The organism is Buttiauxella ferragutiae, from assembly GCF_022637515.1.
GTDB classification, from domain to species: domain Bacteria; phylum Pseudomonadota; class Gammaproteobacteria; order Enterobacterales; family Enterobacteriaceae; genus Buttiauxella; species Buttiauxella ferragutiae.
In genome coordinates this window covers 2,715,332-2,738,518 of sequence record NZ_CP093332.1, presented here as the reverse complement: position 1 = coordinate 2,738,518, position 23,187 = coordinate 2,715,332, and the positions used below count along the sequence as shown (strand labels likewise).

Here is a 23,187-nt window from a genome sequence, read left to right as displayed (position 1 = left end):
TCTGGCAGTAGCGAAACCAGGAGCAGACGCTGTGGAAACCGTGACATAACGGCGTTGGTCACGGTTTTGATTTCGTGGCTAATGTACGATGGCAAGATGATGAAAACATAGCGTCGTGCGGCGTTGCCTGTCAGAGTTTTTAATGAACAGTTTTGATTTGTCCTTTCTGAAATTCCTTCAGGAACACAGCCCGGTTTATGTAGAGGATGCCGTCCAGCATTTTGGTAAAACGCTCTCTACACTGAAACGCACGATGAAAGAAATCAACGATCAGCTTGATCCCGCTTTTCATCTGCATATTGAAAATCAATCGATTTTCACCGCGATGGGCTATCGTGAGTACGTGTCATTTCTCGAAAATATTCACTTCAACCGATATCTCACCAGCCCGGAAGAGCGGGTGCGTGATTTAACCGTGGCACTGTGTTTGCAGGACATCGTCAATAAAAGTGATTACTACCAGAAATTCCACGTAAGCCCAGGCACCCTGAAAAATGATAATCAGGCGCTGGCGATGTTTCTCCAGGCTAATAAACTTGCAGTACAAAGTGTTCACCGGCAAGGTTCCCGGCTGCAAGGGGATGAGATCTCACTGCGTATCGCCATTTGTCTCACCATTCTTAAAACCATTGAGATTGGTGAAGATAACCACCTGGTTCAACACTCCGCCAACGAACCCATTAACCGCTCAATCGCCTGTCAGTTTTTGCAGCATTGCGAGAAGGAAATCCGTGAAGCTGCGGACATTTACCGTCAACGAATCGCGCCACGCCTGACCTTGGGCTATAACGGCAAAAAATACTTTCTGGTGTATATGAGCATTGCCTTACAGCGCACCGGCCGTGGCCATGTGATTACCGACACCCATGCACTGGATTTTGTCACGGCGATGGATTTCGGCCTGCTGGTACCGCCTGCTGAAAACCGTTTTCTCAATTTGTTGCTCTCTTCGTTGTCGTTCACCTGGCGGCCATTCACCCTCTATGACGTACCGCTTATCGACAAGGTACGGCGCTTTAGCCTGGCGATTGCACCTTTTCTTCAGGCGACGGTTAATAACCAGCAAGCCTGGTTCGGTGAGGTCTATCAGTTTATTTATACCGCCATCGTGCAGAATAAATTCAATCTGTGGTTTGACGATAAGAAACTGCACCATGTTCGCGATCGCTATCCGGCGCTGTATCAGGGTGTCTGTGTGGAAGTTCGGGAAATTGAGCAAGAGTGGGCGGTGAATTTTTCACCGGTGCATATTGCGACGCTGGTGCTGATCCTCAAAAAGTACGAGTTGCAGAATCGCCTGCATGATGAGGTGAAAAAGAGGGTGGTGATCGTCACCAACTCATCAGAAAGTAAAGTCGGCTATTTTAAAGAAGTGCTGAAGTCATGGTTTCATATCGACATTGTTGCAAGCGTGAACATTAACGAAATACATCAGTTGCAGGCTATCCCTTTCGATTTGCTGTTAACCTTCACCAATAAGATCTCCAGTTATCTGCGTTATTATCAGTTCGATTACGTCAAAGTGAGTTTCCATCTGACACAAGAAGATATCTCCACGTTGCGTCAGATGGGGCTTTCACGGGCGAAGAAAAAAATCGCCATTGAGACTTTTATTGAAGAGAGCAGGAACCTGGCGGATAGCGAGCTACGGCAGTATCTTGAAACTCGCTATCCTGAAATTTTTATCTGACCTTTATCAGCGAACGGGTAACGGTTGACGGACTCCGCGACACCATACATCAGTCAGATTTAATTCATGGTCAAGGCAGAGAATATCTGCGTCTTTCCCCACCGCCAGGCTGCCTTTCCTCGATGCCACGCCAGCCAATACAGCGGGGTTGTGACAGGCAATTTGCGCCACAGATTCCAGGCCTTTTTCCAGTCGTCCGACAATATTCTTCACCGAATCGAGGAAATTCATTTCCAGCCCGGACACCACTGGCCAGTCATCCGGTGAGACACGTTGGCACTCGCCATTCTGCGCGGTGATTTCCAGTTGCCCCTGGCGAATGCGAAACGTTTGCTGGCGCAGGTAGTGATGAAATTCATAACCTTCCGGAAAATCGGCATAGCCCATGCAATCACTCATTAATACCAGCCGTCGATCCCCTTTCAGGCGATAGAGAATGTCAAAAGCCTGGGGTTTAATGGTGATGCCACTTTGTTTCGCCACTTCTGCATATACATCCGGGTAATACATCAGCGCACCCACGACGCCCAATTCGCGGTGATGAAAACCGCGCATCGCGCTGAATGCATGGGTAAAGTGCATCAGACCGGCGTCGATGGCCTCGGTTATCTGGTCAAACGTGGCATCGGTATGTCCGGCAGAAACCGTAATCCCTTTACTGTGTAAATGACGGATAAAGGGTAGGGAGCCTTCCAGTTCCGGTGCCAGCGTCACCAGCCGGATGTGTCCTTTTGCCAGCGCATTAAATTGCTCGAAACCTTCAATAGACGGGGACTGCAGGCAATCAGCCCGCTGCATCCCCAGATGTTTCGGGCTAATCCATGGCCCTTCCATATGTACACCGAGGACTTCCGCCCCGTCCGCTGGCGTTGCTGCTTCCAAATAATTTGCAGCGGCGGCGACGGATGATTTCAGAAAGTCGTCCGGCATGGTGCCGGATGTCGCCAGATAAGCAGTGACACCGCTACTGACTAAATCACGGCTCATGTTGACCAACGAAGCATGGTCGCCTTTATAAGCGAAAGACCCGCGCCCCCAGCCATGCACATGGATATCGACAAATCCGGGCATCAGGTAACGGCTACCATAATCAGTGGCCGCGCCGGACCAGCACTCCTCAATGCCAATGATCGTGCCGTTTTCAATCAGCAAGTATCCAGCACGAATGCCGTCTGCTGTCACAATATTCGCTGATTTCAGAGCCGTGACGTCACGCATGGTTCACTCCTTTCTGGCAAAAACGGTGTTAGCCAGTTCTTCTGCCAACACGGCGCAAAGCCCGGTATAGGCGGCCGGATCAAGTAAATCGCGGATTTCATCATCACTGAAGTTGTCGCGGATCTCCGGCTCGTTACGCAGCACACTGGCGTAATCCAGCCCTTCATGGGTGCTGCGCATCGCCATTGAGTACACCAGTTCATGCGCCGGATCTTTCCCTAACCGTTCGACCAGACTCATCATGATTTTTTCACTGTTGATAAGACCGTGCGTCAGCATCACGTTTTGCTGCATACGGGATTTATCGATGATCAGTGTGCGGGTTAGCTCTTCAGCGCGCAGCACGATTTCAGCCATCAATTCCATGCTTTCTTGCAGGTTGGCATCAAAGATGAAATAGGCAGAACTGTCGGCCTCAAACGGGCGAGGGCAGACGTACAACGACGATGTCATCACCGCGTACAATCGCTGGGCATTGGCTATGATTCCCTTCGCCAGTTTCGGGTTCACTTTTTGCGGCATGGTGCTGCTACCGACCGTGCCTTTGGCAAACGCCTCAGATACTTCACCAAATTCCTCGCTGGAGGTCTGATAAACCTCCTCGGCAATTTTGTGGAAGGTGGTCGCCAGCAGGCATAAATTGCTGATGTACTCGGCACGATAAACCCGTGCATTACGGGATGGCACGCGCATTGGGTACATATTCAATGCTTGTGCGACCAGATCCTGTACCTGCCGCCCAGGTTCTCCGGTGGCGTGAAACGCGCCTACTGCGCCGCCCATCATCACGGTAAAGACTCGTTTTTCCGCTTCCTGCATCCGTTCAACGGCACCCAGAAGCTCGTAAATCCACACCGACACTTTATAACCGTAGGTAATGGGCAGGGCATGTTTACCGTGGGTACGGCCCGCCATCAGGGTGTCTTTATGTTGCAGGGCCAGTCTAGCCAGGTTCTCAAGCGTGGCATCGACAAAGCTCATTAGTTGCTGGTGGAATTGCTTCACCAGATAGAGATGCGCGGTTTGCTGGATGTTTTGTGTTGTCACCCCGTAATGCACATATTTGCCGCTTTCTTCGTCGCAGGCTTTAACCAGCACTTTAATCACTGGCACAAACCCGTGGCCTATCTCCCGCAACAGGCGTTCAACTTCTGCCAGATCGATACGGTCAAGCTGACAGTTTTCGGCGATATTTTTTGCCGCAGCAGCAGGAATAATGCCGACTTTAGCCTGTGCCGTCGCCAGCGCTGCTTCCACATCAAGCCAGGACTGAACCCGCGCTTCGTGGGTGAACAAGGCTTTCATTCCTTTGTCATCAATGGTTTTACTTTTTGAATCATAAAGTGCGCGCATGGTTATCTCTCCTGTTTGGCCATGGCATCGTCCACCGCGTTGCGAACGAACTCAACGTGGGGGCCAAATACAACATGAATATGGTTACTGGACGGAATAAAGGTTCCCAACGAGCCTGCTTCTTTCAGAATCGCCATATCCAGTTTCTTTTGATCGGCAAGGTCGATACGCAAGCGTGAGACACAGTTCTCAACGCGTTTAATATTACTTTTGCCGCCGAGGCCTTCTACTACCAGCGCCGCGACTTTGTCATACTCTTTATTGTTCAAGAGGGTACTGTCGCCCATGTCACTTTCGCGACCCGGCGTTTTAATGTCGAACTTGCGGATGGCGAAACGGAAGACAAAGTAGAACACCACAAAGTTCACGATGCCGAGGATAACGAGATTGAGCCACTGAGTGTGTTCATACATCAGCCCAAAGATGCCAAAGTCAAAAATAGTGCCACGAATATAGCCGACGGAAACATCCAGTATCTGTAGTGGGATTGTCAGCAGGCCACACAAGATGGCGTAAACAATAAACAGCTTAGGCGCAATAAACAGGAACGAGAATTCCAGTGGTTCGGTGACATTGCCAAGTACAGCGGTTAATACCACAGTCAGGATCATGCCTTTGGCGAACTTTCTGTTTTTCACGTAGGCCATGTGGTACATCGCCAGACCAATAGCCGGAACACGGAATAACGTGGTCAGCATTTGTGACGACGCCAGATAGCTGGTCAGGGTTGGCATATATTCTTTCCATGCCGGATGATTCGGGCCTAACTCAAAAAGAATTTTGTTCATTGCCGGTAAAATACCGACATAAGTTTGCCCATCAATTAAGTAAGTGCCACCCGCCGCAGTAAAACGAACCGTAGAACTTAAAACATGGTGTAAGCCGAAGGGGATTAATAGACGGTTGAGTGTCATATAGATCCCGGCACCAATATTTGGCGCCATCAGAACAGTCGAAAGGCTGTTCATTCCGGCGGTAAACAGATCCCAGATAAAGGGAATAAGCAGGCCGACGGGAATAGTAAAAGCAATAGATAAAATGGCGACGGATTTTTTACCGCTGAAAAAGGCAAAAGCCAGCGGTAACTGCAAACGGTAATATTTGTCGGTCACTTTTGCTGCCAGTAAGCCAGCGATGATGCCGCCCAGCGCCTCAATCTTCAGCGTCTGGATCCCCAACACCATGCCTTGCCCAACCAGCGATAAATCTCCTTTCGCCAGTTGTCCGGCCAGTTTTAAGTGCACGTGCATCGAAATTAACAGTGTTAGGTAGGCCACCACGGAGGCAAATACGGCGATGCCTTTTTCTTTTTTCGACATTCCATAAGCGACCCCCATCGCAAAGAGTAAGGGGATATTCTGGAATACCACACTGCTGATTAAACCCAGCGATGAGAGCAGATCTTTAAAAATGGCGTTACCTAAAAAAGGTAACTTTTCAATCATATAATTCTGGCCCAGCGCGCTACAAATGCCCATAACCATGCCGACAGGTGCCAGCACAGCAATAGGTAATAGCAACGACCGTCCGAACGTTTGTATTTCATTCTTAAAATTGGCGTTCATAGACCCGTCCTGAAGTGTTGTCTCCGGGATATAAGACACGCTATCGGCATGAGTGAGCAAGGCCAAAAACTGGGCTGCCTCAGGCGCAGGATTTGCCCCTAAAATAGGTGGGTAGAAACCCACTTAAAGTTAGATGTGCTAGTCTGTATCCGCCGGTGGGAAACCGGTAACAATTATCCCTTTCGCAATCGAAATTCTGATTATTGTTTCGGTCGCTGAAAAATATCACTCCTGGTGCGGTTAATTAATGCACTATAAAGGAAATCGACAAACTATCAGGGAATATGATGACGCTTTATCAGATAAAGCCTGCCTTCCAGGCACTGTTACGCCCGCTGATGTTCTGGCTGCATAAACACCACGTTACGGCCAACCACGTGACTCTCGCTGCCATGGCACTCTCCTTTATTACCGGCGCGGTACTGATTATTTTCCCTGATCCCCGCTTGTTCGTTCTCCTGCCCATCGTCTTGTTTATCCGGATGGCACTCAATGCCCTGGACGGCATGCTGGCACGCGAATGCCATCAACAATCCCGGCTCGGAGCTATCCTCAATGAGACGGGAGATGTGCTCTCCGACATTGCGCTTTATCTGCCTTTTATGCTGCTACCCGAAAGCAATATGTTGCTGGTGCTGGTGATGTTGTTCTGTGCGCTAATGACCGAATTTTGTGGTGTTCTGGCACAAACGATTAACGACTTGCGCAGTTATGCCGGGCCACTGGGGAAAAGCGACAGGGCATTGCTGTTTGGTGCGTGGGGGCTGGCGCTGGCAATCTGGCCGCAGTGGGTGCAATGGAATAACGTCGTGTGGGGGCTGGCAACCGTGTTGCTGTTGTGGACGGTCGTTAACCGTTGTCGGAGTGCATTGCGTGATAAGGCGGCGAAATGATGTTGCTGGAAAAATCCCTCGCGGTAATTTTTGCACTTCTGCTGGTCGCATCGGTAGTGAATGGCCTGCTGGTGTGGCTACGTCCCGATAAAGACTGGCGGGAACTGACGCTGCGGATCCGCACATGGTGGGTGATCATCGTGCTGTTTTCGCTGGCGATGTTAAGCCCGAACTGGCTGGCGCTGACTTTCTTCGCGCTGGTCAGCTTTATGGCGCTAAAAGAGTTTCTGACGCTGGTGCCTTCGCGCCATTCCGACCGAATGCCTTTGCTGTGGTTGTTTATTGCCATTCCTCTTAACTACTGGCTGATTGGCATCGGTTGGTACGGCATGTTTGTGGTGTTTATACCGGTGTATGTGTTTTTATTTTTACCGGCGCGGATGGTGATTGCGGGCGACACTCAGGGGTTCTTGCGTACCGCATCCCAGCTCCACTGGAGCCTGATGACCACCGTGTTTGCCTTCAGCCATGTCGCCTTTTTACTGGTGCTGCCCGCCGATGGCCAACAGACTGGCGCTCTGCTGGTGCTGTTCCTGGTCGGCCTGACGGAGTTCAACGATATCGCGCAATACTTGTGGGGCAAATCGCTTGGGCGCATAAAGGTGACGCCGAAGGTCAGCCCGAATAAAACGCTGGCCGGGCTAGTGGGGGGCGTTGCGACAACGGCTCTGCTGGCAATGTTGCTCGGACCACTACTTACGCCACTGAGCTGGCCAATGGCGCTATTGGCAGGGGTGATTATCGGGGTTACCGGGTTCTGCGGTGATGTCGTGATGTCCGCCATCAAACGGGATATCGGCGTTAAAGACAGCGGCACGTTGTTACCTGGCCACGGCGGCATTCTTGACCGGCTGGATTCACTGATCTTCACCGCTCCTGTCTTCTTCCATTTCATTCGCTACTTTTGTTACTAACTTATGATGACACGAATGCTTCGCGCGCTTTTTACCTTGTGCATAGTCTGGCCGGTTATCTGGTTATGGCTGGGTCTGCGAGTCAAACATCGCGAACGGTTGCCGAAAAGCGGCCCGGCGATTGTGGTGGCAAATCACAACAGCCATATGGATGTTTTTGCGCTGCTGTCACTCTTTCCGTTACGCGAACAGGCGAAAGTGCATCCGGTGGCCGCTGCCGACTATTTTCTGCGTGATAAACGGATGGCGTGGTTTGCGCTGAATATTCTCAACATTATTCCCATTTCTCGTGAGGGCGGAGCAGCAAACCCGCTGGCGCAGTGCGAACAGGCGCTACGTGATGGCAAGACGTTGATCCTCTTTCCGGAAGGTACGCGTGGCGAGCCGGGAAAACTGGCACCGTTGAAATCCGGACTGTGGCATTTGAGTCAAAGCATGCCTGAAGTGCCAATTATTCCAGTCTGGCTACGCGGCACGGAGCAGGTGATGGCGAAAGGTAACCGTATTCCATTGCCATTGTTTATCGATGTCACTATTGGTGAAACGTTACGCTTTCATCCCGAGAAAAAAGTGTTTATGGACGACCTGAAGCAGCAATTGCTGATGCTTCAGCAACAAACCACAGGAAATCACCCTCATGAGTAATATCCGCACGCCTGACGAGCGGCAGTTTCTGACCAGCGATCGCACTGAGTTGTTTTATCGCCACTGGCCTGCTGTGTCGGCGGGTGCCACACCCAAGGTGATTGTCCTGTTTCACCGCGGGCATGAGCATTCCGGGCGTCTGCAACATATTGTCGATGAGCTGTCGATGCCGGATACCGCGTTTTATGCCTGGGATGCCCGTGGCCATGGCCGCTCACCAGGGCAACGCGGCTTTAGCCCGTCGCTGGCCCGCTCGGTGCAGGATGTTGAAGAGTTCGTCCGTTTCGCCGCCGCAGATAGCCAGGCCGCAATGGAAGATGTGGTCGTGGTTGCACAAAGCGTGGGTGCGGTGATGGCAGCTACCTGGGCTCATGATTACGCACCACCTATTCGTGGGCTGGTACTGGCATCACCCGCGTTTAAGGTCAAATTGTATGTCCCATTTGCCCGTCAGGGGCTGGCATTGATGCACCGTCTGCGCGGTCTGTTTTTCGTCAACTCTTATGTCAAAGGCAAGTATCTGACGCACGATCCACAGCGTGTGGCGAGTTTCAATCAGGACCCATTAATTACCCGACCCATTGCGGTGAACATCCTGCTCGATCTCTACAAAACAGCGGAACGGATTGTCAGCGACGCCAGCGCCATTACCTTACCTACGCAGATGTTGGTCTCCGGGGAAGATTTCGTTGTCCACCGTCAGCCACAGATCGATTTTTACCAGCGTCTGCGTAACCCACTCAAAGAACTTCATGTGTTGCCTGGCTTCTATCACGATACGCTGGGGGAACAAGACAGGCATCTGGCGTTCGACAAGATGCGCGAGTTTATTGACACGCTTTATGCCATGCCGCCACAGCATTTTGACTACAGTCAGGAAGACCGCTGGAGTCCGGGAGCGGACAGCTGGAGAACCTTAAGCGGTGGGCCGGAACCTTACTCAATTGAGGATATAGCGTATCGCGGTTTGCGCTATGGCATGAAGACGCTGGGGACACAGTCAACAGGTGTACGCCTGGGATTTGAAACCGGGTTTGATTCCGGCAGCACGCTGGATTATGTCTATCGAAATCAGCCGCAGGGCAGCAGCGCATTGGGGCGGATGATAGACAAAAACTATCTCAATAGCGTCGGCTGGAAGGGGATCCGCCAGCGAAAAATCCACCTGCAAACGCTGATTCAGCAGGCAGTCACGCAGCTGGTTGAGCAGGGCAAAACGGTGCGAGTCGTTGATGTTGCCGCCGGGCACGGGCGCTACGTGCTCGATGCGCTGGAAGGCAAAGAGGCGGTGAGCAACATTTTGCTGCGCGACTACAGCGAGTTAAACGTAGCGAAAGGACAGGAGATGATTGCCTCGCGTGGAATGGCAGAGTATGCACGTTTTGAACGTGGCGATGCTTTCAACCGCGAAGAACTGGCCGCGCTTGAGCCACGTCCGACGCTGGGAATTGTCTCTGGCCTGTATGAACTGTTTCCAGAAAACACCCTGGTGCGTAACTCGCTTGCCGGGCTGGCAGACGCGATAGAACCAGGTGGCATTCTGATTTACACCGGGCAACCCTGGCATCCGCAGCTCAAAACTATCGCCTGGTCACTCACCAGCCATAAAGATGGTAAACAGTGGGTGATGCGCGTTCGTAGCCAGGGCGAAATGGATGCGCTGGTACGGGAGGCGGGCTTCGATAAATGCGGCCAGTTGATTGATGAATGGGGCATTTTCACCGTGTCTATGGCAGTGCGCCGCGCATCATGACAAACCGACGTTCGCTATACTTGCAGGGTTTGGGTTGGCTGATTCTGCTTGCGCCCTTTTTCTTTTTAACCTACGGGCAGGTTAATCAGTTTACCGCCGGACGTGCGAACATTGGCAGCCTGGTGTTTAGCTGGGAGCGGCACATTCCGTTTGTGCCACTGACAATCCTCCCGTACTGGAGCCTGGATCTGTTGTACGGCTTGTCGCTATTTATCTGCACCTCGCTGAATGAACAGCGACGGCTGGTCTGCCGACTCGTGCTGGCATCAGTCATTGCCTGCCTGGGTTTTTTGCTATTTCCTTTACAGTTTACGTTTACCAGACCGGAGATAACCGGCTTGGCCGGTTGGTTGTTTGGGCAACTCGAGCAGTTCGACCTGCCGTACAACCAGTCGCCATCGTTACATATTATTCTGTGCTGGCTGCTGTGGCGGCATTTCCATCGCCACCTGACGGGGGTCTGGCAGAAATTGAATAGCGCATGGTTCTTGCTGATTGCCGTTTCTGTTTTGACCACCTGGCAGCATCACTTTATTGATGTGCTAACCGGCCTTGGCGTCGGAATGGTGATCGACTGGTTGATCCCGGAACAGGGGAAATGGAGCTGGCGAATGGCTGACGGGAAACGCAAAACGCTGGCCGTTCGTTATCTGTGCGGCGCAATAATCTGCCTGGCGGGAACTTGGCTGACCACCTGGCTGTGGTGGCCAACGCTGGCACTGGCGATTGTGGCGCTGGCCTACGGGATACTTGGCGTTGAAGCGCTACAAAAAGATGGGAAAGGGCGGCTGACACCTGCGGCCTGGTGGCTGTTGCTACCCTGGCGAGTCGGGATGTTGCTCTCTATGCGCCTCTATACCCGCCATCTACCGGCGTTCAGTCCGGTTACTGATGGGGTGTTTTTAGGGACATATCCGCTGACAACTCCCGCACAAAAAGCCGTATTGGATCTAACCAGCGAGTTTCCCCGTTCCCGTGTCTTGCAGGGCGTTGTGTATCAATGCGTGCCCATGCTGGACCTGGTGAAACCCGATGAAGTAACACTGGCGCTGGCAGTAGATAAACTGGAACGATTACGCCATGAGCAAGGTAGCGTACTGATTCATTGCGCGTTGGGGTTGTCGCGCAGTGCGCTGGTCGCTGCCGCCTGGTTGTTACAGCGCTACCCTGAGCTGGCTTCAGAAGATGCCGTTGAGCAAGTGCGTAGGGCGCGACCGCAGGTAGTCTTCACCTCTGAACATATGGAGTTGCTGGAAAGATGGAAGATAAAAGTGACATCGTAACAAATAACCACGCACTGCAATCGCTCTTGGTACAACAAACCCTGAATAGTTGGCGTTTCTTCCTGTTGTTTTCCGCTCCGCCGATGGTGTGGGTGATCTTTGCTGCACCGGTGGATTTGCTCCGCGTCTTGATCACGTTGTTGTGCGGCATAGTGTGGTTTGGCTGCTGGCGTCTTTGGCTGGACGCACGCTATTTCAGGTTGATAAATGAAGAGAATAATCATCAAGCTGGAGAGGCGCTTTGTGTTATCTGGCAGCGTGACAGATTGAAGACGCTTTCGCTTAGCGAGCGCCAGCAGGGCGCATTGAAACAGTGCCGACGCGCAATGTTTTTCACTGGTGCCCTATGGGTCGTGTGGCTGGTGGCGTTACTCTAAGCGATGACAAATCCATATTTCGCCCACCATCGAAGCATCAGTTGATTAACTCTTTATAGTTGGTTCGTCCACGTTAAGGAGATCAACATGATTGCGGTACTTTTTGAAGCCAATGCTATACCCGAACAACAGAATAGATACCTGGAGCTTGCGGCTGAACTCAGACCGGAGCTTGATAACATAAAGGGGTTTATTTCCATTGAGCGTTTTCAAAGCCTGAATACAGATGGGAAAATTCTCTCGTTATCATGGTGGGAAAATGAAGAGGCAGTACTTGAGTGGAAGAAGAACATGAAACACATGGCGGCTCAATTTGAAGGGCAGCAATCTATTTTTTCATTTTATAGAATCACCGTCGTTCAAGTGCTACGGGATTATTCATCTGAAAAAGAGGAATACCACCATGTATGATATTCATGTCATTCTCAGTAATACCCCAGGAGCACTTGCATTACTGGGAACTGCACTTGGTCAAAATGGTGTGGGCCTTGAGGGAGGAGGGGTATTCAGTGCTGGGAATAAAAGCCATGCTCATTTTCTGGTAGAAGACGGTGAACTTGCTCGCAAGGTGCTTACCGATATTGGCCTGCACGTCGAAAGTGTCAGTCAGCCGCTTATTCGTAAACTCAAACAAGAACGGCCTGGCGAGTTGGGGGAAATTGCCAATATACTTGCGCGGAATAATATAAATATCAGCGTACAATATAGTGACCACAGTAATCGGTTGATTCTGCTGACCGACAATAATGAAATGGCAGCCGCAGCCACCATGAAATGGGATGTATCCGCTGTATGAAGCCCAACGCTTTCAAAGCAGATATTGATGACTCTGATTTATTAGAAAAGTCGATGTCTGAAATTGCTTCTGCTATCGCTGACCCTTCTCGGGTCAGCATTCTGTGTGCTTTGATGGATGGGCGGGCATGGACGGCAACAGAGCTAAGTTCGGTAGCTAATATTGCAGCATCAACGGCAAGCGCTCATCTGGCAAAACTTCTTAATAGCCAATTAATTACGTGTCTGTCTCAAGGGCGCCATCGGTACTACAGACTAGCAGGAGTTGATATAGCGACACTGCTTGAAACCCTGATGGGAGTATCAATGAAGACGCAGAAGGGTTGCGTCACCAAAACCCCTGTGCATTTGCGCAAAGCCCGTACCTGTTATGATCATTTGGCCGGTGAAGTTGCTGTTGCCATGTATGAATTTATGGATAAAGAAGGCTGGTTTTTACCTGAAGGAGGCGCGTTATCACCCATTGGTATGGCTAAATTTCAGGAAATTGGTGTTGAAATTCTCCCGCACACAAAACGAAAAAGCGTTTGTACTTGCCTGGACTGGAGCGAACGCCGTTTTCATCTTGGGGGAAGTACTGGTGCGGCTTTGTTGGTGACGTTTGACCAAAAGGGGTGGATAGCCAGGACTGCGGGTTACAGAGAAGTGACTTTCACCGATGCCGGGATAAAAGCTCTCGGACGTTTATTCAAGCTCAGCTTAAAATAATAAACTCATCGCATCAGTAGATGAGTTTATTATTAATAATAGAAAATATAATCAACCAGAGTTATTAACCGAGCAACTCATCTAACGAATCAGATAGATTACAACTGGAACCCAGTTTGGTATCCGTAACATCGGTTAAATAAAACGTATATGCACCCTTATCGTCATTTTTCACATGACCAACAAAAGTAAAATAAAGAGGTTTATCTTTATTTTCCTTGAAGGTTTGATATGCGGCCTCGACGTTCTTCTTATTGACATCGTCTGTTTCAACGATCTTCATTTTTAATGACGGTCTATCACAACGAACAAAAACAATATCGTCACGATCTTGTACCAGCATGCCAGAGAATATGTCATTGCCAGCACTAGATTCTGCGTGAGCATTAACCATTGAAACTAAAGATAAAAATATCCCACTCAATAATTTTTTCATAACAATATCGATACCAGGGTCCATGGAAAGAAAATTTATGTTAATAACATAATCCCACAATTAAAATAGCATAAAAAAGCCATATCTGAGAATGGGGATATATACATAACCTGCTATTAATTCCAGAATAATGATAACTGTGCGTTGTTCGTTCAGGGCGTGCTACGATGACGAAAATCCACGCAAGAAAATCGAACAAAATTTAATCTATACTTTATAGAAGATCCTTGCAGCTGTTAAATCCCTGATGCCTGACACCCCATCCTGAGAGAACGTTTCTGATCTGATTGAACAACTGCTCCTGTGCGTTCACATCGCCTGATGAGCAAATTCATGAAATTAAGTCTAAAACAGTGGTTTTCTGCGCGTAAGTCACGGGAATTACCTACAGAAATCCCTGATTGGTTGGGTTCTGAACCCGCGAACGAAAGCCCTATCAAAGCTGAGCTGTTTTCTGCCGCCCAAATGGAGCGCTACGGCCAGAAACTGGCTCGTTCCCATAAATTATCGACCACTAAGCTGCCTTACTATTTACTCAAGCGTCTGGAAGATAATGAAGCCATCATCACCCGTAATTGCTATCTGCTCAATGCAGGGGAAAAATCGGGTATTACTCCGGCCGGTGAATGGCTGCTGGATAATTACTATCTCATCGAAGAACAGATCCGCGTGGTTCGTCATCATTTACCAAAGAATTTTGGTAAAGGGTTGCCACCGTTAGCTGCTCCTAATCATTGCCCGCGTATTTATGATATTGCCTCTGAAGCTATCGCTCATGCCGATGGACGATGGGATGCCGCAAGCCTAACCAGTTATATCGCGGCCTATCAGCAAGTGACTCCGTTAACTCTTGGTGAACTTTGGGCATTGCCGGGTATGTTGCGTCTGGCGCTGATTGAGAATCTACGACGCGTTAGTATTGAAGTGGCTGAGGCGCAAAAAGAGCGAAATCTGGCTGATGTGTGGGTCACACGAATTTTTGAATGTGCTGAAAACACGCCAGCGGATTTGATTATGGTGATTGCGGATATGGCACGTTCACGTCCGCCATTAAGCAGCGCTTTTGTAGCGGAACTGGTTCGCCGCTTGCAGGGGCGAGGGAACATGCTCTCTTTGCCGCTGACCTGGGTTGAACAGCGCCTTGCTGAAACCGGCGTCACCACGGATTACCTGATTCATCGCTTTAACCAGCAACTTGCTGCAAGCCAACTTTCAGTGAGCAACAGTATTGCCGGGTTGCGTCTGTTAAGTGAAACCAACTGGGCTGACTTTGCCGAAGCAATGAGTCTGGTCGAACAGACATTGCGCCAGGACCCTTCCGGGATTTATCCGGCAATGCACTTCGATACCCGCGACCATTATCGCCATATTGTTGAGATCCTCGCCCGTCACAGCCATCACAGTGAACCGGAAGTCGCCCGTTATATTTTAGAAATGGCTCAGGCAACGCCTGTTCATCATGTGGGTTATTACTTAATTGGTGAAGGGCGCTCGCAACTAGAACAAAAGCTTGGGGCAAATACATCGTGGGTCGTCCGGCTGCGTCATAGCTTTAACCAAATTCCTCTGCTTTCATGGCTTGGAAGCCTGAGCCTGTTGACCACAGCGTTCACTGCTGACATTTTATCCCGCACCCATCAACAAGGGATGAACTGGCCGCTGGCGCTTCTTGCGCTGCCGCTGGTGGTGCTGATTAGTCAGTTGGCTCTCAATTTGCTGAGTGAGGCGACGACTCGCTTCCGGTCGCCACTGCCTCTGCCACGCATGGATTTCTCAACCGGCATCCCGGCGGAGTATTGCACGATGGTGGTTATCCCTTGCTTACTCACCAGCCGCGCCGGGATAGACAAGCTGCTTAACAGCCTGGAGGTTTGCTATCTGGGTAACAACTCGCCAAACCTGTACTTCGCATTGCTAACCGATTTTGCTGATTCCCCGGACCAGAACTCACCAGAAAGCGGCGATCTGCTGCACTGGGCTGAAGCGCAAATGCAGAATTTGAATCGACGCTATGCTTCTGTTGCCCAACCACTTTTCTTTTTGCTGCATCGTTCAGCGCAGTGGAATGAACAACAAAACGTGTGGATGGGGTATGAGCGTAAACGCGGCAAGTTATCGATGCTGAATAGCTGGCTGCGCGAACCGACCGACCAATTTTCCGAAGTACACAGTAATGTGATTAGCCCACCAACGGGGGTTAAATATGTCATCACGCTGGATAGCGACACCGTTCTGCCACGTGACACTGCGCATAAACTGGTTGCCACTATGGCGCATCCGCTCAATCACCCGATCTACGATCCGGTAAAACAGCGTGTCGTTAAAGGGTACGCTATTTTGCAGCCCGGCCTTGCTGAAGAGATCCCACGAAACGGGCAGGGGCGCTATGCCGCGATGTGCAGCAACGTGCCGGGTAACGATCCTTACTCAATGATGTCATCGGATATTTATCAGGATCTGTTCGGCGAAGGCTCGTTCGTTGGTAAAGGTATTTACGATGTGGATACTTTTGCCCAGGCGACGCACAATACGTGCCCGGAAAACCTGGTGTTGAGCCATGATTTGCTGGAAGGGTGCTATGCCCGTTCAGGTTTGCTCAGTGAAGTCTTGCTATATGAGCAGTACCCCAATAACTACCTCACTGATGTGGCAAGACGTACCCGCTGGATACGCGGCGACTGGCAACTATTGAATTGGCTTAAATTCAGGCCCAGAAAAGCAGATGGAACACATGACAAAAACCCACTAAGCACGCTTTCACGCTGGAAACTGCTGGATAATTTGCGCCGCAGCCTCGTGGCACCATCATTTCTGATGCTGGTGTTTTGCGCCATTTTACTGGTCCCCAATCCTTTTTACTGGCTCGGCGTGCTAGCCGTTGTGCTGCTACTTCCTACCGTGCTGGTTTTAGCGCAGGATATTCTGAGTAAGCCAGCACGGCGGCCATTCGTCCAGCATCTGATTCTGGTTTCTTCCGGCGGGCTTAAACGCCTGTTGCGCATTGGCCTGGGATTTATCACGCTTCCTCATGAGGCCGGATATTCGCTTCATGCAATTGCAGTGACGTTATGGCGGCTGGGTATTAGCCACCACAACCTCAATCAGTGGGCTAGTTTTGACCAAAGCACTGAACGCGCCAAAGCCTCGCCGCTGCGTTTTTATCGGGCAATGTGGCTCAATGTCGTTTCAGGTATTGCACTCATCCTGCTCGCGGCCTTCCTTTCACCTATGCTGCTGTTTTTTGCTGTGCCTATCGGTGTGGTGTGGTGTCTGGCTCCTTTGTTATTAAGCTGGCTGAGCCGCGAGACTGTAAGCCATACCATTACATTTAATGCTGAAAATAAACGCCTGTTGCGCCAAAGCAGTCGCGAAATTTGGGCCTTTTTTGAAACCTTTGCCACAGAGAAAGAAAACTGGTTACCGCCGGATAACTACCAGGAAATTCCACATCCGGTTATTGCGCACCGCACTTCGCCGACCAACATTGGCCTGTCGCTAATGGCCAACTTAACGGCGTGGGATTTTGGTTATATTCCCCAGGGGGAAATGCTGCAACGCATCACGCTGACGCTCGACACCCTGGATAAAATGGAGCATTACCGCGGCCATTTATACAACTGGTACGACACCCGCACCCTGGTGCCGCTGAATCCGCGTTATATCTCAAGTGTCGACAGCGGCAATATGGCAGGGCATTTGCTCACTCTAAGTGCGGGGTTAACGGGGCTGCGTAACCAACCCGTACTCAATTGCACACAATTGCTGATGGGCCTTGATGACACATTACAAATCCTCGAGAAAACCTGGGGGCAGCATGCGCCGACCTCTTTGCGGCAGTTGCGCAATCACTGCAAAACTGCTGCCACACTCTCTCCATCGTTACTGTTTCCAGAGCTGAAAAACATGCGTGCGCAAAGTCATCGTCTGCACGCACTTTGTAGTCATGAGGATGGGCGTATCCGCCGCTGGGTAGAGCATCTTCAACACCAGTTGGTGCTGATCTGTCACGAATGGACGAATTTTCTCGGGTGGCTACCCGCCCATTGGGAGAGTAAATCGTTACCATCACTTTCCTGGCTTGCACAGGCAAAACATACCGGCGAAGGCACACCTTCAGAATCGGTGATCCGCCTGGCCCGCACACGGCTGGATATTATTACCGAGCTGGAACAGCGCCTGACAGAACACGCACGAATGGATTTTGTCTTCCTGTATAACGAAGTCACCAGCCTGCTCAGCGTCGGTTATAACTGCGATAACAATAAGCTCGATAACAGTCATTACGACTTGCTGCCTTCGGAAATTCGTCTTACCAGTTTTCTGGCGATAGCCACTAATCAGTTGCCGTTAAAAAGCTGGTTTGCGTTGGGGCGACTCTTCACCACCATTGATAACGAAACTGCGTTGATGTCGTGGAGTGGCTCAATGTTTGAGTACTTAATGCCGAACCTGGTGATGCCAACTTTCCCTGGCAGCTTGCTGGAGGAGATGAGCCAGTCAGCGGTGAAACGCCAGATTGACTGGGGCAAAGAGCGGGGCGTGCCGTGGGGAATTTCAGAGTCAGGTTACTACTCCTTTGATGCGCTGCAAAATTACCAATATCACGCCTTTGGCGTGCCGGGTCTTGGCTTGCGAAGGGGACTTGCGGATGACATGGTCATCGCACCTTATGCCACCATGATGGCACTGACGGTCTCTCCCGCATAAAGCTTGCGAAAACTTGCTGAAACTAGAAAAAAATGGTGCTCGTGGGGAATATGGCTTCTACGAAGCGCTGGACTACACGCCTTCACGCCTCGCCAACGGCCAGATGTATGCGGTGGTTCGTTCGTGGATGGCACACCATCAGGGAATGGCATTCCAGGCTCTTTCCCATGTGCTGTTAGGTGCGCCAATGGTAGACCGATTTATGACCAGCCCATCATTTCAGTCGGCTCGTTTGTTATTGCAGGAACGGGTGCCTGATGCCGTTGAGTTGTATAGTCCGCGTCGCCATTTCGAATCTCACGAAGGGGTTTTGCAACCTGTACAATACGAAGTGCGCGAGTTTACCGACGTTGATAGCCTGATACCCGAAGTTCAGTTGCTGTCGAATTCCGATTACCATCTGATGATCAGCCAGTCAGGAAGCGGTTACAGCCGCTGGAAAGACATTGCGTTGACCCGCTGGCGCAGCGATGCCACTTGCGATAACTGGGGTACTTTTTGCTATATTAGTGACAGTGTAACTAATGAGGTGTGGAGTAATACCTGGCAACCGCTTGGTGAACCGGTCAGCCAGTACGATGCGACATTTACCGACGCCGGCGCGGAGTTCAAACTGGTCGCGGGTACGATCAATGTTAAAACGCAGATTGTTGTCTCGCCCGAAGATGATATTGAGCTGCGCCGCGTCATGCTGCTGCATCGTGGGCGGCAACCACGCACCATTGAGTTAACCACTTACGCGGAAGTCGTGCTGGCTCCTAAAGAGAGCGATCTGGCCCATCCAGCCTTCAGTAATTTGTTTATTCAGACCGAGCTACTTGCCGATCAGCACGCCATTCTGTGCCACCGTCGTCCTCGTTCACCAGATGAGCGTTGCCCGTGGATGTTTCACACGATGGTGGTGCACGGGCAAGCGCAAAGCGAAACCTCATTTGAAACAGACAGAGCCAAATTTCTCGGGCGGGGCAGAACCCCGGTCAATGCTCTGGCAACCCAACAAAGCGGTGCGCTAAGTAATAGCGTCGGGCCAGTGCTGGACCCGATACTTGCCATTCGTCAGTCGATAGTTTTACAACCTGGCTTGCCCGTCACAGTCGACATTATTTATGGCGTAACGGACAGCCGTCAGCACAGTCAGGCACTGGTCGAGAAATATCATGACCATCCGATTGCCGACCGTGTATTTGAACTGGCGTGGTCACATAGCCAAATTGTGTTGCGCCAGATTAATGCCAACGAAGACGACGCAACACTCTTTAACCGCTTGGCCAGCGCGGTGCTTTTCCCTGGCCCCGAACTGCGTGCTGATGCCAAAACTCTTTGCCGTAACCGTCGTGGGCAATCAGGTCTTTGGGGTTGGTCTATTTCAGGCGACCTGCCGATTGTGATTCTTAACGTCACCAGCGATGAAAGTATTTTGCTCATCACCACAATGATTCAGGCACACCATTACTGGCGTTTAAAAGGGCTGGCAGTGGATCTGGTTATCCTTAACGATAGCCCTGGCGGTTATCAGCAGGAGTTGCAAAACCAAATTATCGAACTACTAATGGCGGGTTCTGAAGCCAACCAGATGGACAAACCCGGTGGCATTTTTGTGCGCAATGGCGAACATATGTCAGCAGAGGACCGCCTGTTGCTGCTGAGTGTGGCGCAAATCGTACTGGATGATCGTGCTGGAGGCCTTAAAGAACAGCTAAATCAGCGGCTTCTGGCAACTATTCCCGCACAGCCGAGCTTTACTCCCCGCACGGTGATGCCGGTTAATCAGCACGATCCCTGGCAGCCTGATACCAGCGCATTGGTCTTTTTCAATGGCCGCGGTGGGTTCTCGCAAGATGGCCGTGAATACCAGATGACGCTGGATGAAAATGACCAGACACCTGCGCCGTGGGCTAACGTTCTGGCCAATACTAGTTTTGGCACTGTCATTTCTGAAGCTGGACAGGCCTACACCTGGTATGAAAATGCACATGAGTACCGACTCACGCCCTGGGAAAACGACCCGATCAGCGATCGTTCTGGCGAAGCGTATTATTTGCGGGATGAAGAAAGTGGCGAGGTCTGGTCACCAACCACGCTGCCGGTGCGCGGCAACGGGCATTATCTTTCACGCCACGGCTTTGGCTACAGCGTTTTCGCCCACCGTGAAACAGGTATCGACACTGAGTTGACAATACTGGTGGCAGAACATGCGCCGGTAAAAATCGCTATTCTGACGCTGAGTAATACCTCAGGGCGGACACGAAAAATCTCGGTTACCGGTTATGTTGAATGGACGCTGGGCGAGTCGCGCAGCAAATCGGCCATGCATGTTGTCACTCGTACATCGACAACCGGGCGCGGCTGCGGTGTGCTGGCAAATAACTTCTATAACAGCAACGGTTCGGAAAGAACGGCATTTTTCGCGGTGACGGGAGTGCATTGCTCAGTGTCAGGTGACCGTCGGGAATTCCTTGGGCGCAATGGTTCACAGCGTGACCCAGCGGCTATGAAACAGCGCACGTTGTCTGATAAAACGGGCGCGGGGCTGGACCCGTGTGGTGCAGTTCAGTCTGCTACCACGTTGATTGATGGCGATCAGCGGACATTTATTTTTGTGCTGGGTATCGGGCAGAACCCGCAAGACGCGGAACTGATGATTAACCAGTATCTAAGTGAAGATGCCGCACGTAGCGAACTGGCGAATGTTCACCGTTACTGGCATCGCATGCTCGATCAAATTGTCGTAGCAACCCCCGATCCTGCGGTTAACTTACTGGCCAATGGCTGGCTGCTTTACCAGACCATCGCTTGCCGCCTGATGGCTCGCAGTGGTTACTATCAGTCTGGTGGTGCTTTCGGCTTCCGTGATCAGCTACAAGACACGCTGGCTCTGAGTCATACCGCACCGGAACGTTTGCGCGAGCAAATTCTGCTGTGCGCATCACGCCAGTTCGTTGAAGGCGACGTTCAACACTGGTGGCATCCCCCATTAGGGAATGGCGTTCGCACCCGTTGTTCAGACGATTATCTTTGGTTGCCGCTATCTATTTGCCGCTACGTAGAAACCACCGGCGACCTCGATTTGCTAGAACACCGCGTGGCGTATCTTGAAGGCCGTGAATTACAGCCAGGAGAGGAGTCAGCCTATGAACAACCGGTTATCAGCGCAGTTGAAGAGACACTTTGGCAACATGCGATAAAAGCCATTCGCCACGGCCTGCGGTTTGGTCAACATGGTTTGCCGTTGATGGGCGCGGGGGACTGGAACGATGGCATGAACCTCGTCGGGCTGGAAGGCAAGGGCGAGAGCGTCTGGCTTGGGTTCTTCCTCTATGATGTCTTGCAGCAATTTGCGCAGCTGGCGGAACAAATCCACGATGACGAAATTGCCGTGCTTTGCCGTACAGAAGCCGCAAAACTGCAAGCCAATATTGAGGCGACAGCCTGGGACGGGGCGTGGTATCGCCGGGGCTATTTTGATAGTGGAGAAGCCCTTGGTTCGCAGAACGCAGAAGAGTGCCAGATAGACGCCATTGCCCAGAGTTGGGCGGTGTTGTCCGGTGCGGGGAGCGAGGAACGCTGTGTACAAGCAATGCAGGCGCTGGACTCTCGCCTGGTTGATAACGAGGCTGGGCTGATAAAACTGCTTACGCCGCCATTTAATGGCAACGGGCCAAACCCCGGCTACATTCAGGGTTACCTGCCGGGCGTGCGTGAAAACGGTGGGCAATATACACATGGAGCCATCTGGGCAGTGATGGCATTTGCTCGCAGCGGCAATATCGAACGGGCCTGGCAGTTATGGTCGCTGATTAACCCGATTAATCACGGACTTACTACCGATGCCATTGAACGTTATAAAGTCGAACCGTATGTGATGACGGCGGATATTTATAGTGTTGCACCGCACAGCGGGCGCGGTGGCTGGAGCTGGTATACCGGTTCGGCAGGATGGGCGTATCAGTTGATAATCGAAACGTTGCTGGGGATCGAACGGCATGGCGACTCAATAACCGTTCACCCGTTACTGCCGCGTGACTGGCCTTCAGTGAGCCTTGTTTATAGACATGGCTCAAGTGATTACCAGATCAATGCGTTGCACAGTGTGGGCGAATATCAGCTCATGCTAGATGGCATATCGTTGCCAGGAAAAACCATACCGTTGAAGGATGATGGTCAACGGCATGTGGTGGAGATAAGTCTGGGTACCGTTCTTAACTAGCGGATAACCAGCGCTTAGCGTCGGCTTTCATTTTCAACTCTAGTTCGCTGCCGCGAGTGGCGAATACGCGCCCGAGAGGGAAGCCGCTCAGCTCGAGTAAATAGGCCAGCGCGGCATATTCACGTGGATACTTCACAACCACAGCCTGGTCTATCGCGACTGGGCCAAGTGGGAAAGTGAATGTGCCGATATCGTAAATACTCTGGCGGTGGAATAGTTTCCATACGCCATCCCTTTTTTCTGCCAGATCGTAAAAACGGTTGTGACACTCACAGCCAATGTTCAGTTTCACGTTCTCGGCAACGATGATTGCATTGGTTTCCAGAATTGCTTTATCCCCGGCATCATTGAAGGTTACCGCAGGTGAACCGATAAGGTGTTTGGTGCGCAAGTCGGAAGCGCCCATCCGCATTGAGCCATTAACAAAATCACTTCCCAGCCCTTCAAACCACGTTATTTCAATGGTGCCGTCAGGGTGGAACAGTTCGCGAAGCTGATCCCATTCGCCCAGATCGCGGTGCATCCAGCCATTCATCAGGTCATTAAGTTGTTGGCGGTCTTGTAGTGGATTTTGCATGTATTTAGTTCCTGTTAGTTGACTGGATTTAGTCTGGATGCAAAATACGACAATCTCAAATATATA

At 51.1% G+C, this 23,187-nt stretch carries 15 protein-coding genes and 1 pseudogene; 11 read left to right on the top strand and 5 right to left on the bottom strand.

What is annotated here, in order from left to right; translation table 11 throughout:
* The first annotated feature begins 142 nt into the window (after window positions 1-142).
* Window positions 143-1,690 (top strand): BglG family transcription antiterminator, encoded by a 1,548-nt coding sequence (locus tag MNO13_RS12645; protein ID WP_232885879.1) that lies wholly within the window; start codon window positions 143-145, stop codon window positions 1,688-1,690.
* A gap of 6 nt (window positions 1,691-1,696) precedes the next feature.
* On the opposite strand, the gene nagA is transcribed toward MNO13_RS12645, so the two are convergent.
* From nagA to MNO13_RS12630, 3 genes are read right to left on the bottom strand one after another with little or no spacing between them, the layout of a single operon-like run.
* Entirely contained in the window at window positions 1,697-2,908 is a 1,212-nt protein-coding gene (gene nagA / locus MNO13_RS12640; RefSeq protein ID WP_064546743.1) for an N-acetylglucosamine-6-phosphate deacetylase, read from the bottom strand.
* A 3-nt stretch (window positions 2,909-2,911) separates the two neighbouring features.
* A complete protein-coding gene (locus tag MNO13_RS12635; RefSeq protein ID WP_121813482.1) occupies window positions 2,912-4,261 on the bottom strand; it encodes a class-II fumarase/aspartase family protein in 1,350 nt (449 codons plus the stop codon).
* A 2-nt stretch (window positions 4,262-4,263) separates the two neighbouring features.
* Window positions 4,264-5,826, bottom strand: coding sequence for a PTS transporter subunit EIIC (locus tag MNO13_RS12630; protein WP_064546739.1), 1,563 nt, complete (start codon window positions 5,824-5,826; stop codon window positions 4,264-4,266).
* Between the two features lie 287 nt (window positions 5,827-6,113).
* Between MNO13_RS12630 and MNO13_RS12625 the strand changes: the two genes are divergently transcribed.
* The 9 genes from MNO13_RS12625 to MNO13_RS12585 all read left to right on the top strand — a co-directional run bounded on the left by MNO13_RS12625 (window position 6,114) and on the right by MNO13_RS12585 (window position 13,194).
* Window positions 6,114-6,719, top strand: a complete 606-nt coding sequence (locus tag MNO13_RS12625) for a CDP-alcohol phosphatidyltransferase family protein (RefSeq protein ID WP_232885877.1) — start codon at window positions 6,114-6,116, stop codon at window positions 6,717-6,719.
* The gene (locus tag MNO13_RS12620; RefSeq protein ID WP_241938807.1) at window positions 6,716-7,633 is read left to right on the top strand and encodes a phosphatidate cytidylyltransferase; all 918 of its coding nucleotides are present in this window, start codon (window positions 6,716-6,718) and stop codon (window positions 7,631-7,633) included. Before MNO13_RS12625 ends, MNO13_RS12620 begins: the two co-directional genes overlap by 4 nt.
* Window positions 7,634-7,639: 6 nt before the next feature.
* The gene (locus MNO13_RS12615) at window positions 7,640-8,278 is read left to right on the top strand and encodes a lysophospholipid acyltransferase family protein (protein ID WP_064546732.1); all 639 of its coding nucleotides are present in this window, start codon (window positions 7,640-7,642) and stop codon (window positions 8,276-8,278) included.
* Window positions 8,271-10,031 (top strand): bifunctional alpha/beta hydrolase/class I SAM-dependent methyltransferase, encoded by a 1,761-nt coding sequence (locus MNO13_RS12610; protein ID WP_241938806.1) that lies wholly within the window; start codon window positions 8,271-8,273, stop codon window positions 10,029-10,031. Before MNO13_RS12615 ends, MNO13_RS12610 begins: the two co-directional genes overlap by 8 nt.
* Window positions 10,028-11,314: a phosphatase PAP2/dual specificity phosphatase family protein gene (locus MNO13_RS12605; protein ID WP_241938805.1), complete on the top strand. Its 1,287-nt coding sequence runs from the start codon at window positions 10,028-10,030 to the stop codon at window positions 11,312-11,314. The genes MNO13_RS12610 and MNO13_RS12605 overlap by 4 nt, the downstream gene beginning before the upstream one ends.
* Entirely contained in the window at window positions 11,290-11,691 is a 402-nt protein-coding gene (locus tag MNO13_RS12600; RefSeq protein ID WP_121813486.1) for a hypothetical protein, read from the top strand. The genes MNO13_RS12605 and MNO13_RS12600 overlap by 25 nt, the downstream gene beginning before the upstream one ends.
* 87 nt (window positions 11,692-11,778) lie before the next feature.
* Window positions 11,779-12,102 carry an antibiotic biosynthesis monooxygenase family protein gene (locus tag MNO13_RS12595; RefSeq protein WP_064546725.1) on the top strand — a complete coding sequence of 108 codons (324 nt, stop codon included), beginning with the start codon at window positions 11,779-11,781 and terminating at the stop codon, window positions 12,100-12,102.
* Window positions 12,095-12,487 carry an amino acid-binding protein gene (locus tag MNO13_RS12590; protein WP_133521479.1) on the top strand — a complete coding sequence of 131 codons (393 nt, stop codon included), beginning with the start codon at window positions 12,095-12,097 and terminating at the stop codon, window positions 12,485-12,487. Before MNO13_RS12595 ends, MNO13_RS12590 begins: the two co-directional genes overlap by 8 nt.
* A complete protein-coding gene (locus tag MNO13_RS12585) occupies window positions 12,484-13,194 on the top strand; it encodes an ArsR/SmtB family transcription factor (RefSeq protein ID WP_241938804.1) in 711 nt (236 codons plus the stop codon). Before MNO13_RS12590 ends, MNO13_RS12585 begins: the two co-directional genes overlap by 4 nt.
* Window positions 13,195-13,258: 64 nt before the next feature.
* Here the strand turns inward: MNO13_RS12585 and MNO13_RS12580 are convergent, their stop codons facing one another.
* Window positions 13,259-13,630: a hypothetical protein gene (locus tag MNO13_RS12580; RefSeq protein WP_232885872.1), complete on the bottom strand. Its 372-nt coding sequence runs from the start codon at window positions 13,628-13,630 to the stop codon at window positions 13,259-13,261.
* A 333-nt stretch (window positions 13,631-13,963) separates the two neighbouring features.
* Here MNO13_RS12580 and MNO13_RS12575 point away from each other — a divergent pair.
* A pseudogene (locus tag MNO13_RS12575) lies at window positions 13,964-22,544 on the top strand (GH36-type glycosyl hydrolase domain-containing protein).
* On the opposite strand, the gene MNO13_RS12570 reads toward MNO13_RS12575, so the two are convergent.
* Window positions 22,537-23,121: a nuclear transport factor 2 family protein gene (locus MNO13_RS12570; protein ID WP_064546717.1), complete on the bottom strand. Its 585-nt coding sequence runs from the start codon at window positions 23,119-23,121 to the stop codon at window positions 22,537-22,539. The pseudogene MNO13_RS12575 and the gene MNO13_RS12570 sit on opposite strands and share 8 nt — an antisense overlap.
* Between the last annotated feature and the right edge of the window lie 66 nt (window positions 23,122-23,187).